The 13,898-nt window shown below is 74.5% G+C and carries 13 protein-coding genes and 1 riboswitch; of the genes, 5 read left to right on the top strand and 8 right to left on the bottom strand.

Features of this window, described 5'->3' with window-relative positions; genetic code table 11:
• Positions 1–17: 17 nt before the first annotated feature.
• From E4U91_RS18305 to E4U91_RS18295, 3 genes are all read right to left on the bottom strand, one after another.
• Positions 18–791, bottom strand: coding sequence for a M23 family metallopeptidase (locus E4U91_RS18305; protein WP_137307861.1), 774 nt, complete (start codon positions 789–791; stop codon positions 18–20).
• A gap of 106 nt (positions 792–897) precedes the next feature.
• Complete coding sequence (locus tag E4U91_RS18300; RefSeq protein WP_137307860.1) at positions 898–1,875, bottom strand: glycoside hydrolase family 26 protein; 978 nt, start codon at positions 1,873–1,875, stop codon at positions 898–900.
• Positions 1,876–1,917: 42 nt separating this feature from the next.
• On the bottom strand, positions 1,918–2,589 hold the full coding sequence (locus E4U91_RS18295; RefSeq protein WP_137307859.1) for a DUF6445 family protein: 672 nt from the start codon (positions 2,587–2,589) through the stop codon (positions 1,918–1,920).
• A gap of 243 nt (positions 2,590–2,832) precedes the next feature.
• Between E4U91_RS18295 and E4U91_RS18290 the strand changes: the two genes are divergently transcribed.
• Positions 2,833–3,567: a DUF4142 domain-containing protein gene (locus tag E4U91_RS18290; RefSeq protein WP_137307858.1), complete on the top strand. Its 735-nt coding sequence runs from the start codon at positions 2,833–2,835 to the stop codon at positions 3,565–3,567.
• 16 nt (positions 3,568–3,583) lie between these two features.
• On the opposite strand, the gene E4U91_RS18285 is transcribed toward E4U91_RS18290, so the two are convergent.
• Positions 3,584–5,230, bottom strand: coding sequence for a glycoside hydrolase family 13 protein (locus E4U91_RS18285; protein ID WP_137307857.1), 1,647 nt, complete (start codon positions 5,228–5,230; stop codon positions 3,584–3,586).
• Between the two features lie 158 nt (positions 5,231–5,388).
• Between E4U91_RS18285 and thrS the strand changes: the two genes are divergently transcribed.
• Both thrS and E4U91_RS18275 read left to right on the top strand, forming a co-directional pair.
• Positions 5,389–6,753 carry a threonine--tRNA ligase gene (gene thrS / locus E4U91_RS18280; protein WP_422070938.1) on the top strand — a complete coding sequence of 455 codons (1,365 nt, stop codon included), beginning with the start codon at positions 5,389–5,391 and terminating at the stop codon, positions 6,751–6,753.
• 102 nt (positions 6,754–6,855) lie between these two features.
• A complete protein-coding gene (locus E4U91_RS18275) occupies positions 6,856–7,818 on the top strand; it encodes a nucleoside hydrolase (RefSeq protein ID WP_137307855.1) in 963 nt (320 codons plus the stop codon).
• Positions 7,819–7,852: 34 nt separating this feature from the next.
• On the opposite strand, the gene nicT is transcribed toward E4U91_RS18275, so the two are convergent.
• Positions 7,853–8,935 carry a Nickel transporter NicT gene (gene nicT, locus E4U91_RS18270; protein WP_174867819.1) on the bottom strand — a complete coding sequence of 361 codons (1,083 nt, stop codon included), beginning with the start codon at positions 8,933–8,935 and terminating at the stop codon, positions 7,853–7,855.
• A gap of 28 nt (positions 8,936–8,963) precedes the next feature.
• Positions 8,964–9,149: riboswitch (cobalamin riboswitch) on the bottom strand.
• Between the two features lie 80 nt (positions 9,150–9,229).
• Between nicT and E4U91_RS18265 the strand changes: the two genes are divergently transcribed.
• A complete protein-coding gene (locus E4U91_RS18265; RefSeq protein WP_137307853.1) occupies positions 9,230–9,586 on the top strand; it encodes an ArsR/SmtB family transcription factor in 357 nt (118 codons plus the stop codon).
• A gap of 286 nt (positions 9,587–9,872) precedes the next feature.
• Entirely contained in the window at positions 9,873–10,646 is a 774-nt protein-coding gene (locus E4U91_RS18260; protein ID WP_137307852.1) for a hypothetical protein, read from the top strand.
• Positions 10,647–10,665: 19 nt separating this feature from the next.
• Here the strand turns inward: E4U91_RS18260 and E4U91_RS18255 are convergent, their stop codons facing one another.
• The 3 genes from E4U91_RS18255 to E4U91_RS18240 form a co-directional block, all read right to left on the bottom strand.
• Positions 10,666–11,376, bottom strand: a complete 711-nt coding sequence (locus E4U91_RS18255; RefSeq protein WP_241678621.1) for a GAF and ANTAR domain-containing protein — start codon at positions 11,374–11,376, stop codon at positions 10,666–10,668.
• A 142-nt stretch (positions 11,377–11,518) separates the two neighbouring features.
• A complete protein-coding gene (locus E4U91_RS18250; protein ID WP_137307850.1) occupies positions 11,519–12,862 on the bottom strand; it encodes a helix-turn-helix domain-containing protein in 1,344 nt (447 codons plus the stop codon).
• 307 nt (positions 12,863–13,169) lie between these two features.
• On the bottom strand, positions 13,170–13,817 hold the full coding sequence (locus E4U91_RS18240; RefSeq protein ID WP_137307848.1) for a Uma2 family endonuclease: 648 nt from the start codon (positions 13,815–13,817) through the stop codon (positions 13,170–13,172).
• Between the last annotated feature and the right edge of the window lie 81 nt (positions 13,818–13,898).

The raw sequence follows: 13,898 nt of genomic DNA, 5'->3' as shown, positions 1-13,898 counted from the left end.
TGATCTTGAGGGGGAGTTCACTGCTCGGGGTGCACGCCCTTGCGGGCGAGCCACGGCAGGGGCGGCACCGCCGATCCGATGTACGGGGTGATGCGCACCTCGAAGTGCAGGTGCGGGCCGGTGACGTTGCCGGTGGCGCCGGACAGGCCGAGGAGCTGTCCGGCGCGCACCTTCTGGCCCTTGCGGACGTCGATGCGCGAGAGGTGGGCGTACTGGGTGAAGTAGCCGTCGCGGTGGCGGACGAGCACCTGGTTGCCGAAGCCGTCGCCGCAGGTGGTGACGCGGACCGTGCCGGGGCCGACCGCGCGCACGGGGGTGCCGGAGCCGACCGCGAAGTCCTGCCCGGTGTGCCGGTGCTTCCAGCGGCGGCCGCGCTCGGCGTACCCGGCGGTGAGCCGGTAGCCCGTGGTGGGCACGGTCCAGGAGGTGCCTTCGCCCGGGAACGGGGCCGGGGCCTGGACCTGGGCCGGGGTGCTGCGCGGGCCGAAGGGGCAGTGCCCGGCCCGGCCGGCGGGGTCGACGGCGACCGGGTCCGCGAGGGCGTGCTCCACCGCCCACAGCAGGTCCCACAGGCGGCTGCGGACGTCCCTGCGGTGCCGTTCGGCGTCGCGCACCTCGCCGGGCGGGGCGTCGGACTCCCGCAGCTCCTCGACGCGGGCGCGGGCCTCCTCGTGGGCGCGGACGTCGCGGGCGACCCGGGTGGCGGTGTGCCCGGCGGGGGCGGCCGCCGCGGGAAAGGCGGCGAGCGCCACGAGCAGGAGGGTCAGCGGGGCGCGGAGTACTCGTCGCATGGTCGGATCGTCGGGCCGTACGGGGGCGTACGGCGGCACGACGGCCCGTACGCGCCGCGGGGTTCCTCCGATCGGCCGAGGGCGGGGGCGGGGGCGGGCGGGGCGTTCAGGGTGCCGTGGTCGTGCGCAGCAGCGCGCGGTACACGGCGGACGAGCGCGGGTTGTCCCGGCAGCGCCAGACGCCGTGCGGGCAGTAGTCGGTGATCGTCTGGTAGAGGGGCCGCTGGGCGACCGTCCACAGCAGCATGCCGCGCACGTACGCCGGGTCGTCACCGTTCTCGAACAGGCCCCACTCCGGGTACGCGAACGGCTTGCCGTGCGCGCGGGCGAACCGGACGTGGTCCCACAGGCCGTACGGCTCGCGCAGCTGCTCCGCGAACGACAGGCCGCGGGGGGCGTCGTAGGCGTCCATGCCGATGACGTCGACGTGGGAGTCGCCGGGGTAGCAGCGCGGCCAGGGGATCGCGTCGCGGCCGCGGGTGGGCGTGAACTCGAAGCGGAAGCGCTGGCCGGGCACGGAGCGCATCGCGTCGACGATGCGCCGCCAGTACGTCGTCCAGGCCGCCGGGTCCGGGGCGCAGCGGTGGGTGTACGTCACGCCGTTCATCTCCCAGCCGAGGACGAGCTCGGTGTCGCCCAGACCGAGATCCACGAGCCGGCGGGCGAGGGCGCGGAAGTGCCCGTCGTAGGCGCCGCGCGCCCCGGCGCGCAGTTCGGTGCGGACGGCGGCGTCGGGGAGGTGGTCCTCGGAGCGCTCCAGCAGCGGCACGTTCAGCACGAACAGCCGGTCCTCGCGGGCCGCACGCCACCGCGCCCACGGCTCCAGGTCCCCGGACGCGCCCTCGATGCCGTGCCACTGGTCCCCGGGCAGGTAGGCCCGCCCGACCCGCGGGCCGGCCACCCCCGCCCAGGCACCGAACCCCCCGGTCCGCCGCGCTCCGTCGCCCCCGTACCCGAGGTAGGCACCGACGGCGGGCGGGGCGCCGGAGACGGGAGGGGGCGGCCCCGGGCTACGGACTCCGCAGCCGAGAGCCCCGGCGAGCAGCACCAGGCACAGGGCGAAAAGCGGAAGAGGACCTCGCACGCGTGCTCAACGCCGCACCGGCCCCCACGGGCACGACGACGCTCACGCCATCCAGAAGAAGACGGCGGTCATGCGCTTGCCCTCCAGGGTGGTGCCGCAGTAACCGGTCGCGCTGTGCACGAGGTTGGCGTGGTAGAGGAGGAGGCGGTTGGGGCGGTGGGGGACGCGGACGTCCTCCTCGAAGGCGTCGGGGGTGACGAAGCGGGTACCGAGGGCGTCGACGAGGCTGGTGTGCGGGGCCTGCACGACGTTGCCGCCGAGCCGCCCGCCGGGCAGCGACTGCCGGTAGAAGCTGGTGCCGCAGTCCTTCGGGGCGCCGGGGTTGAGGTAGAGCACGGCCGCGTACCGGCACAGGGCGCGCGAGTCGGTGTGCGGCCGGGGCGTGCTTTCGCCCGCGCCGACGACCTGCACGCAGTTGTGGTTGAGGGTGCCTCCGCCGGACGCCCGCTGCACCCAGAGCCGGCTCGCCCCGGTCGCCTTCCTCACCAGCCGCTCGACGCGGGCGAGTTCCAGGTCGTCCAGCCCCGGCATGCTGCGCAGCCCGGGCCAGCTCTCCGAGGTGTACGGGTACCCGCGCACCCAGTCGTCCTTGGCGAGACACCGCTCGCGCACCGCGCCGGGGTCGGGCAACACGTCGTCCAGCACCCAGTAGTCACGACCAGGGGTCGGCTTCCGGTACGGCAGCACGGGCAACACGGGGGACGACGGGGCCATGCCCCGAACCTAGGACCGCCCACCCCCACGACTCACCCCCGAGCACCCCCACACCTCCCCAGGATCAGGTCAACGCCTCCCCAACCGGCGCGGGGCGGATACGCTCCTCAGCCACCCCTGACAGAAAACTGTGGATCCGGTCGAGACGACTCGCCTTCTCCTGCGTATCTGTGGGTGTCCGATGAACCCGGCCGGGCAGGAGGCACGGTGCGACTTTCGCGTAACACCCTGGGGACTCTGTTTGTGGGGGGAGCCCTGAGCGTCACCCTCGTCGCACTCGCCTATCCGTCGATGCTCGGGATCAGCACCGTGTCCAGCGCGCCGGACCGGATCATCGCCAACACCCAGTGGGGGCCGCTGACCGAGTCCGACCGGGACTTCGTGGTGAAGGTGCGGGCGGCCGGGCTGTGGGAGTACCCGGTGGGGCAGATGGGCGTGCAGAAGGGCACCAGCAAGGGCGTCATCACGGCCAGCCAGCACCTCATCGACGGGCACTCGGCGCTGGACACCACCTGCCGCAAGATCGCGCCGATGCTGAACATCACCCTGCCCAACATCGCCAGCCCGCAGCAGGTCGGCTTCGTCAACCAGCTCGCCTCCGACGGCAAGGGCCAGCAGTTCGACAAGGACTTCGCCAACATCCTGCGGATGACGCACGGCTCGATCTTCAACACCGTCGCGAAGATCCGCTCCACCACCAAGAACTCGCTGGTCCGCGCGCTCGCCGACCAGGCCAACGACACGGTCCTGGACCACATCACGGTGATGGAGCAGACCGGCCTGGTCGACTTCGACCAGACCCTCTTCCAGCAGACCACGCCGCCGAAGCTGCCCAAGTCCGACCTGACCCCGCCGCCCCCGGCCGCCGGTCAGCCCCCCATCGTGCTCACCCCGCCGCCGACCGCGACGTCCACCCCGGTGGACATCGACCGCCTCGCCGGCGGCCCCGCCCCCGCCCCCGCCCCGACGGTGGGGTGAGCCCCGGCACCACGGGCTATGCCAGCCAGACCGTGGTGTCCGGCGGCAGGACGCCCTCGTCGTCCAGCGGGGTGCTGGCCAGCAGCACCTCGCCCGCCGGCAGGCGTACGGCGTCGGCGCCGAGGTTGGTCACGCACCGCCAGCCCTCGGAACGCGCGAAGGACAGCACCGCGTCCGGCGCGTCCGGCGCCCAGGTCAGCTCCTCGCCCTGCAGCAGCTTGCGCCGCAGCCGCAGCGCCCTGCGGTACAGCTCCAGGGTGGAACCCTCCACCCTGTCCTGGGCCTGGACGGCGTACGCCGCGAAGGACGACGGCTGCGGCAGCCACGCCCCACCCGCGCCGAAGCCGTACGACGGGCCGTCCGTCGTCCACGGCAGCGGCACCCGGCAGCCGTCCCGGCCCTTGCGCACGTGCCCCGTCTGCTCCCACACCGGGTCCTGGAGCACCTCCACCGGCAGGTCGGCGACCTCGGGCAGGCCCAGTTCCTCGCCCTGGTAGAGGTACGCGGACCCGGGCAGCGCCAGCATCAGCAGGGTCGCCGCCCGCGCCCGCCGCAGCCCGGCCCCCGGATCGACGCGCGGGGCATGGCCGTTGGACAGCAGCCAGGTGTTCTCGTCGGTGCCGGGCGGCAGCATGAGCCGGGACGCGTGCCGCACGACGTCGTGGTTGGACAGCACCCAGGTGGCCGACGCCCCGGCCTCGCGCGCGCTGCGCAGCGACCCGGTGATGACCGCGCGCAGCGCCTCCGCGTCCCACGGGGCCTGGAGGTACTCGAAGTTGAACGCCTGGCCGAGTTCGTCCGGGCGGGCGTACAGCGCGCGCCGTTCGACGGGCACCCACGCCTCCGCGACCGCGGTGCGCGGGGGGTCGTAGGAGTCGAGGACGCGGCGCCAGTCGCGGTAGACGGCGTGCACCTCGTCCCGGTCCCAGTAGGGGTGCGTGCCGGGCGGGACCAGGGGCAGGGCCTCCTCGCCGGTGGCGGGCAGCGAGCCGAGGTCGCGCAGCGGCTCGCCGAGGTCCTTCACGAGCGCGTGCGCCACGTCTACGCGGAAGCCGTCCACGCCCCGGTCCGACCAGAACCGCAGCGTGGTGCGGAAGTCCTCGCGGACCTCGTCGTTCGACCAGTCGAGGTCGGGCTGCTCGGCGGCGAACAGGTGCAGGTACCACTGTCCGTCCGGCACCCGCTGCCAGGCGCTGCCGCCGAACACGGACTGCCAGTCGCTGGGCGGGAGTTCGCCGTGCGCGCCGCGCCCGTCGCGGAACACGTACCGCGCCCTGGCCGCCGAGCCGGGCCCGGCGGCCAGGGCCTCCTGGAACCAGACGTGGCGGTGCGAGGTGTGGTTGGGGACCAGGTCGACGACGACCTTGAGCCCGAGCCGGTGCGCCTCGGCGGTGAGCGCGTCGAAGTCGTCGAGGCCGCCCAGGCGCGGGTCGACGTCCCGGTGGTCGATGACGTCGTAGCCGCCGTCGGCGAGCTCGGAGGGGTAGAAGGGGCTGAGCCACAGCGCGTCCACGCCGAGCGCGGCGAGGTGGGCCAGGCGTTCGGTGACGCCCCGCAGGTCGCCCAGGCCGTCCCCGTCGGCGTCGGCGAAGCTGCGCGGGTACACCTGGTAGACGACGGACTGGCGCCACCAGTCGGGGTTCCTCGTGGAGAGATCGGTCACGGGGAAAGGGTGTCCAGCTCGCCGGGAAGGTGAACCCCCCGGGCGCGGCGGCCCGCCGGTTAACCGGTGGTCCCTCCCCGCCCCCCGCGTTACGGTGGCCGCATGCAGCGAGCGCACTCGTCCTCCACGACGACGCCGGAGAAGGTCCCGGCGGCGCGCTGACGCGCGGATTCGACGTCCGAAGCCCCGGGGCGAGTGCCCCGGGGCTTCGCCGTGCCGGGGACTCGCCCCTTCCCCAGCAGGAGGAGCACCCCATGCACGACCACCGCCGCCTCGGCCGTGAGCTGGAGCTGTTCGACACCGACCCGCTGATGGGCGCGGGCCTGCCGTACTGGCTGCCCGCCGGGGCGGTCGTCCGGCACGAGCTGGAGGAGTACGTCCGCGCCGTCGAGCGGGAGGCGGGCTACCGGCACGTGTACTCGCCGGTGCTCGGCAAGCGCGAGCTGTACGAGACCTCCGGGCACTGGGACCACTACCGTGACGACATGTTCCCGCCGATGCGGCCCGGCGGCGGGGGCCCGGACGACGGCTCGGACAGCAGCGCGAGCGGCGGCCCGGAGGAGATCGTCCTGCGGCCCAGCCTCTGCCCCCACCACGCGCTGATCTACCGCTCCCGGTCCCGCAGCCACCGCGAACTCCCGCTGCGCATCGCCGAGCTGGGCGGCATGTACCGGGCGGAGCGGTCCGGCGTGCTGGGCGGGCTGACCCGGGTGCGGGCGATCCAGCTCAACGACGCGCACGTCTTCTGCACCCTCGACCAGGCCGTCGAGGAGGCCCGCGCCGCCCTGGAGCTGATCGGCCGCGCCTACGCCGACCTCGGCATCCGCGCCGCGCGGTACCGGCTGTCGCTGCCGGGTGCGGGCGGCAAGTACGTCGCCGACCCGGCCCTGTGGCGCCGGGCGACCGCGCTCCTGCGGGAGGTGCTGGAGCGGGCGGGTGTGGCCTTCGACGAGGCCGAGGGGGAGGCCGCGTTCTACGGCCCGAAGATCGACGTGCAGATCGAGGACCCGGCCGGCCGGGAGAGCACCCTGTCGACCGTGCAGGTCGACTTCCACCAGCCGGAGCGCTTCGACCTGCACTACGTGGGCGCCGACGGCGCGAGGCACCGGCCGGTGATGGTGCACCGCAGTGTCCTCGGCAGCGTGGAGCGCGCGGTGGCGCACCTGATCGAGCGGCACGGCGGGGCGTTCCCGGTGTGGCTGGCGCCCGTCCAGCTGGTCGTGCTGCCGGTGTCACGGGCGCAGGAGGACGCGGCCCGCGAGCTGGTCCGGCGGGCCGGGGCGGCCGGCCTGCGGGCGGAGCTGAGCCCGGCGGACCAGGGCACCCTGGGCGCCCGCGTCCGGGCGGCCCGGCTGGTCCCGTACCAGGCGGTGATCGGCGCCCGCGAGGCCGAGGCGGACCAGGCGTCCCTGCGCCTGCGCGACGGCCGGCGCCCGGGCCCGCTGCCGACCGCCGCACTGCTCACCCGAGCGGTGCACCGCGCGGCGGCGCGGGGGACCGCCCTGTGGGACGGGGACGCGTGAGCCGTCGGGGAGGCACGAACCACTCGGCCGGGCCGCGGGCTCGGCCGGTGGGGGCCGCCCCCGGCGCCTACGCTCGGAGGTGAGCTGAAGGAGCGTGGCGCCATGGACGGTGCGGAGCCCATTCCGGTGGTCATCGACTGCGACACGGGGGTCGACGACGCCCTCGCGCTGCTGTTCGCCGTCCGGCACCCGGGGCTGGACCTGCGGGCGGTGACCTGTGTCGCCGGGAACACCGACGTCGACGGCGTCGTCCGCAACACGCTGACCGTGCTGGAGCAGGCCGGCGCCCCGCAGGTCCCGGTCGCGCGCGGCGCCGAGCGGCCGCTGATCGAACCGGTGCGGGTGGCCCGGCACGTGCACGGCAGCGACGGCATGGGCGACCTGGGCCTGCCCGCGCCGACCCGCCGGGCGGCCGACACGGACGCGGTGACGCTGCTGCGCCACGCGATCCTGTCCAGCCCCCGCCCGGTCACCCTGGTCCCCACGGCCCCGCTGACGAACATCGCGCTGCTGCTGCGCACCCACCCCGAGGTGGTCCGCAACATCGGGCGGATCGTCTTCATGGGCGGTGCGGTGACCACCGGGAACGCCACGCCCGTCGCCGAGTTCAACGTCTGGCACGACCCGGAGGCGGCCGCGGTGCTGCTCACGGCCGGGGTGCCGATCACGATGTACGGCCTGGACGTGTTCACCCGGGTCGTGGTGCCCGGCGCGGACGTACGGCGGCTGCGCGCGAGTGCGGAACCCGGCGCCCGGCTGGCCGGCGACCTCCTCGCGCACCGTCCGGCCTCCCCCGCCGCGGAGGACGACGCGGGCGGCCTGGGCGACGCGGGCGCGGTCTGCGCGGTGGCGGACCCGCAGGGCATCACCACCGGGCTGCTCCCGGTGGAGGTCTCCCTGGCCCCCGGCCCGACCCGCGGCCAGACGGTCGTGGACCGCCGCCCCCGCCCCGGCGAGTCCGAGATCCACGGCGAGTCGCGCACCCCGGCCCTGGTGGACGTGGCCCTGGACGTCGACGTGGACCGCTACGTGAAGCTGTACCTGGCGACGGTGGAGGGCCCGTAGCGGCACTCGCGGCCCAGCACTCGCGGCCCGGCGCTCAGGCCGTGTCCGCCGGGCGCGGCGTCCAGCGCTGTTCGACCTTGGCGAGCTTCCAGTACGCCACCGCCGCCGCCCACACGACCAGGAACAGGCCCACGATGAGGTAGCCGACGTGGTCGAGGTCGATGTCGGCGATCCAGGTGGTGACCGCGTCGGTCAGGTCGAGCTTCTCGTGCAGGACGCCCACCAGTTCGATGGTGCCGATGACGAAGGCGACGGCGATGGACAGCCCGGTGATGGTGAGGTTGTAGAACACCTTGCGCACCGGGTTGGAGAACGCCCACTGGTAGGCGAAGTTCATGAACGTGCCGTCGAGCGTGTCGAACAGGCTCATCCCGGCCGCGAACAGCAGCGGCAGGCACAGCACCGCGTACCAGGGCAGCCCCGCCGCCGCGCCCGAGCCGGCCATCACCATCAGGGTGATCTCGGTGGCCGTGTCGAAGCCCAGGCCGAAGACGAAGCCGAGCGGGAACATCTGGCCGGGGCGGCTGATGGACTTGGTGAGGCGGCCGAGGATGCGGTTCATGAACCCCCGGGAGTCCAGGTGCTGTTCGAGCGCGCGCTCGTCGTACTCGCCGGCCCGCATCGCCCGGAACACCTTCAGGATGCCCAGCAGGGCCACCAGGTTGAGCGCGGCGATCAGGTAGAGGAACGTCCCCGAGACGGTCGTGCCGACGACGCCGAGGACCTGGTGGGTGCGCGAGTCGTCGTTCATCAGGACGCCCGCGAGGGCGGCGCCGCCCGCGACCAGACCGGCCATCAGCACCACCACGCTGGAGTGGCCGAGCGCGAACCAGAAGCCCACGGACACCGGCCGCTTGCCGTCCGCCATCAGCTTGCGCGTGGTGTTGTCGATCGCGGCGATGTGGTCGGCGTCGAAGGCGTGCCGCATGCCGAGCGTGTACGCGGTGATGCCCAGGCCGATCCCGAACGCCTTGTCGCCGACCTCGTAGTGGGCCGGCACGACCAGCAGGAACAGGATGCCGAACGCCACCACGTGCAGGGCGGCGATCACCGCCATCAGCCCTGCGGTCCGTACGGTGTCCTCGCGTCGCCAGCGGAAGGAGACGGCATCGGTCATGAATTCACGCTCCAGCACCTCGTGGATCACTTCGTGAGCTGCCGTGGCCGGTCTCCTGGCTTACGGGGCTGGTGCGTCCGCCGTTCCTGCCTTCCCGGTCGTACGACCAGTGGCCCGGCGGGTGCCGGACGGAACGGGGACTCCCCGATCACAGTGGCGAGGGCCGCGCCGGTGTTCCACCGGCTTCCCGAGCACCACGGCCCGCCCACCGTAGGGGGCCGCACCCTCCCCTGCATAGCTGCACAGCTACGCAGGTATGCAAGATCACATACGGGCGCCTGCGAGGATGCCCCCATGCATCTCGTACCGGCCGACCGTGCCGACCGCCGCACCATCGACGGTCACCGGGTGTGCGACGCCATCGCCGCGATCGGTGACGCCGGTCGTGTCCGCGCCTGGGCCGACCGCTTCGCCCTGCTCGCCGACCCCAAACGGCTGGCGCTGCTGCTCGCCCTGCACCGGACCGGCCCGCTGGCCGTGTCCGACCTCGCCGTCGCCACCGGCATGAACGACCCGGCCGTGTCCCAGGCGCTGCGCCTGCTGCGGGCGGCGGGCGTGGTGGCCGGCGAGAAGGAGGGCCGCGTGGTGCGCTACCGGGTGGTGGACGCGGAGGTCGCGGGCCTGCTGGGGCACTGCGCGGCGGACGGCTGAGCGCCGGGGCGGCTGACCCGGCGGACGCGGCCGACCCGGCGGTGGCCGAGCGCCGAACGCAGCCGACTCGAGCCCTGCCCCCTGAGCCGGCCGGCAGGCGTGCCCTGCCCCCTGAGCCGGCCGGCAGGCCCCGGCCGGGCACCCGCCCGCAGCAACCTGGGTCACCCGTACGGGCCCACGCGCTGGTCGGGTGGTGCGGCTGGTGGTGCCGTGAGGGAGGTATCCCCGGGACATCCCGACCGGAGGTCCCCGCACCCCCACGGCCCGCCCGCCCAGGAGGCACCCGATGACCGTCGCTCCCGCCCGTGTCCTCCTGCTCGCCGTGGGACTGCTCGGCGCCACCGGCTGCGCGAGCCTCGGGCTGGAGCATCCGCCGACCGCGCCCCGGTCCCTGCCGACCATCGCCTCCCCCTCGGCCGTGGCCTCGCCCAAGGCGCGCACGTCGGGCGACGGCGCGGCGCTCACCGAGGCGCAGGCGCAGGCCGCGCTCATCACCGAGTCCGACCTGGGCGCGCCCTGGTCCGCGACGCGCGGCGCGGCCACCTGGCGGGACGGCATGCTGAAGTCGACCGCGGCCGGCCCGTGCCAGCGCCTGCTGGACGTGCTCTACACCGACGAGCTCCTCGGCGGCCCGCCCCGCGCGGCCGTCGGCCTGGACGACGCCGACACCGGCGCCCAGCTGCGCTACCAGATCGGCGGCCGCACCCCGCAGGACGCGGACCGCGCGCTGGCCTGGCTGGCGACGATGCCGCGGGACTGCGCCCGGTTCTCGGCCCGGGCCGGTCAGGACGTCACCCAGGACGTGCAGGTCTTCGACGCGCCGCTGCCGGAGGTCGGGGACGCGCGCCAGGGCCTGCGGGTGGTCCTCCGGGCGCAGCCGCCGACCGGCGAGCCGACCGTGCTCACGCTGGACGTGGCCGCCGTGCGCGTCGGCGAGGACTCCTTCGCCCTGACCAACGGCGGCCTGGGCGACGTGGCGAACGAGGCCACCCAGGCCGCCGTCCAGGTCGGCGCGCTGCGCCTGGCGGACGTCCGCAAGCAGGGCCGGGCCCAGGTCTGACGCGAGCGCGTCCGGAGGTCTAGCCCGCGTCGAAGCCCTGGCGCAGGCCCACCACCTCGTGGGCCATGTCCATGACCGTGCGGTCCTGGGCGAAGGCGCGGGCGCGCAGGCGGGCCAGGGCCTCGTCGGCGGCGACGCCGAGCTGGGCCATCACCATGCCGACGGCCTGGTACACCTCGTCGTGGTGGGCGATCAGGGCGTGCAGCCAGGTGTCCTCGTCGCGGCGGCCGCCCTGCGCGGGCCGCGTCAGGGCCATCAGCGCCCGGGTCATCTCGTCGGCCACGATGCGGGCCGCGTCCAGGTCGGTGACGTCGAGGGTGCCGGGGGCCTCGCGGTAGAGGTCGAGCGTGCCGACGCACACGGCGCGGTGGCCCAGCGGCAGCGCGTACACGGCGCGGATCCCGGCGGCGGCCGCATGCTGGGCGAACACCGGCCAGCGCAGCGCGTCGCGATCGGCCTCGAGGTCCCAGGCGAACACCGGGGCGCCGGTCGCCGCGGCGGTGAGGCAGGGCCCGTCGCCGAGGGTGGCCTGCACTTCCATGAGGTACTCCACGCGCGGGCTGCTCGCGCTGAGCGGCACGGGCATCCCCTCGGCGCACAGCGACACGCTCGCGCCGGTCACCGGCAGCAGCCGCACCGCGGCGTGGCACAGCCGTCCGGGCGTCTCGGCCGGGTCCGCCCCGCGCACCTCCTCGGCGAGCACCTGGGCGACCCGGTCCCGATCGGACACGGCCCTCACCTCCGTCCGGTACGCGCCTGGGTACCCGTCCGATGTGCGGCAGAAACGACCCTCCGATGGGGACCCGCAGGTCACGCGCGCGAACGTCGGGCCCCGCGCCCGGTACGTGTCGGTCGGGGTGTCCCCCGGTGTGTCACAGGGGCGGCTGGGCCGGGGCCGGGCCGAGGGTGGTGGTGCCGGGGGCCGTGCGGTGGCCCAGGCCCGTTCGGTAGGCGTCGAGGGCGGCCTCGGTGCGGCCGGTGCGGCGCAGCAGGTCGCCGAGCAGGCGGCACAGGTCGGCGAGGTCGCCGGCGGCACCGGCCCGTTCCAGCAGGCTGAGGGCGCGGACGTAGTGCTCCTCGGCGGCCTCGGTGTCGCGGGCGTCCTCCGCGATGATGCCGAGCAGCCGGTGCGCGGCGGCGGAGTGGACCGCGCCGCGCTCGGAGGACAGGTCGCCGAGGACCCGGTGCAGCAGGGCGGCGGCCTCGTCGGACGTGCCGCGCCGGTGCAGCACGTCGGCGAGTTCGACGGCGACCTGGCTGCTGTAGAGGGCGGCGCGCTGGGCGTCGAGCATGCTCTGGGCCTGGCGCAACTCGTCCTCGGCGCGGGCGAGGTCGCCGTTCTGGGCGCAGACGTAGCCGCGCATCCAGTGGCAGTTGGCGAGTTCGGTGCGGAGCTGGAGCTGGCGGTAGAGCTCGCTCGCCTTGGCCAGGGAGGCGTCGGCCTCGGCGATGCGGCCCTCGGCGAGGAGGGTGCGGGCGACGGAGCGGTGCATCCGGGCGACGAGGGCGGGGTCGCCGACCTGCGGGGCGAGGGCGAGGGCGAGTTCGGCGGCCTGGGCGGCGCGGGCGTGGGCGCCCATGTCCATGTACGGGCCGATGGCGGAGGCGTACAGCAGGAGCAGGGCGTCGGGGTCGTGCAGGCCGCCGCGGTTGAGTTCGTCGAGGGTGGACTCCAGCAGGTAGACGGCGTAGCGGAGTTCACCGGCGAGGTAATGGGTGACGGCGCGGCCGCGCAGGGCGGGGACGCGGGCGGGCAGGGGGGCGTCGGCCAGGCGGGCCTCGGCGCGCTCGAAGTGGGCGCGGGCGGTGGTGAGGTCGCCGGTGTCGATGCCGCACTCGCCGAGGCCGAGCAGGGCGGTGGCCTGTTCCTCGACGAGCCCGTGCCGCTCGGCCTCGGCGAGCAGCTCGGCGTACTGGCGGGCGGCGTCCTCGGCGGCGCCGGTGGCCAGGGCGCGCTGGGCCTCGGTGAGGCGTAGGCGCAGGTCGGTGCCGAGGTGGGCGGGGCGGCCGGTGGCCAGTTCCTCGAAGTCGACGCCGAGGCGGCCGGCGATGTGCCGCAGCGCGTCGTCGGAGGGGCGCACGCGGCCGGCCTCCAGGGTGGAGACGTAGGCGGGGGTGTAGGTGGGCTCGGCCAGTTGCCGCTGGGTGAGGCCCTTGTCCACGCGCAGCTTCTGCACGCGGCGGCCGATGACGCCCGGTTCGTCCCGCTCGGCCATGTCCCGCTCCCCAACTCGCAGTGACGCCCTTGCCGTTGGGGTTGGACTGCCCCTAGGTTAAACGACGACTTAACCATGCTTAATACAGGGCTTCACCCCCGCCTGTCGCCCGATTGGTCATCTCCGGCCTGACCATCCGGAGCCGCCGACGTTGCGAGGTAGTCGTGCTCGACCGCGCCACCCCCCGCCACGAACACCCGCCCACCCGTCTCGCCCGCGGCGTCGCCGCGGCGGTGATCGCGGTGGCCACCCTCGTCACGGCCGCGAACGCGGTCCCGGCGAGAGCAACACCCCAGCCGGCCCGGCATCAGCCCCCGGCACCGGTGTCGGGGCCGGCATCGGGGTCGGGGGCGGGCGCGGGGGGCAGCATCATGTCCTTCCGCGAATAGCGCGGCAGCGCCCCGGTGTCGAGCTTCCACGTCCCGATGTCCGTGACGACCGCGAGGGGGGTCCCGTAGGGCTGCTTGCGGAGCCGGTTGCCGTACGCGGGCCGGCCGCCGCAGGTGTCGATGCCCCACTGGTAGGTCCACGTCCCGTCACGGGGGTCGAGGATCAGGTAGTGGGGGATGCCCATGGCGGGGTAGTCGGAGGACTTGTCCCGGTAGTCGTTGTCAGGGTTCGACGGGGACACGATCTCGATGGCCAGGACGATCTCACGGGGGTCCAGGGGATCGTCCGTCTCCATCGCCGCCCGGGGGACCACCAGGACGTCGGGGATCCGCAGCGTGCCGAGCGACTCGTCGTCCGTGTCGGTCGCCTCGGCGACGATCAGCCCGCCGGGCAGCTGCGCGGTGAGCTGATCCCTTGTGTCCACCGCCGTGAGCTGGTGACGCGGATGCGGACTCATCGTCATGACGAGGGTCCCGTCGCTGATCTCTGGGTGGGTGAAGCCCCGCGGCGGCGTGAAGTGGGAACGCAGTTCCCGCAAATGTCGGTAGATCGTCTGCTCGGTCATGACGCGGTCTCCTCCGGGCTTCGCGGACGCCCCTCTGACCTGCTGTGACGACCATGCTAGCCAGGGCGCGGCGGGCGTGCG

The sequence above is a fragment of the Streptomyces lasalocidi genome, from assembly GCF_005280215.1.
Taxonomy (GTDB): Bacteria; Actinomycetota; Actinomycetes; order Streptomycetales; family Streptomycetaceae; genus Streptomyces; species Streptomyces longwoodensis.
The sequence above is the reverse complement of the archived record's forward strand: the minus strand, read 5'-3'. Positions and strand labels throughout refer to the sequence as shown.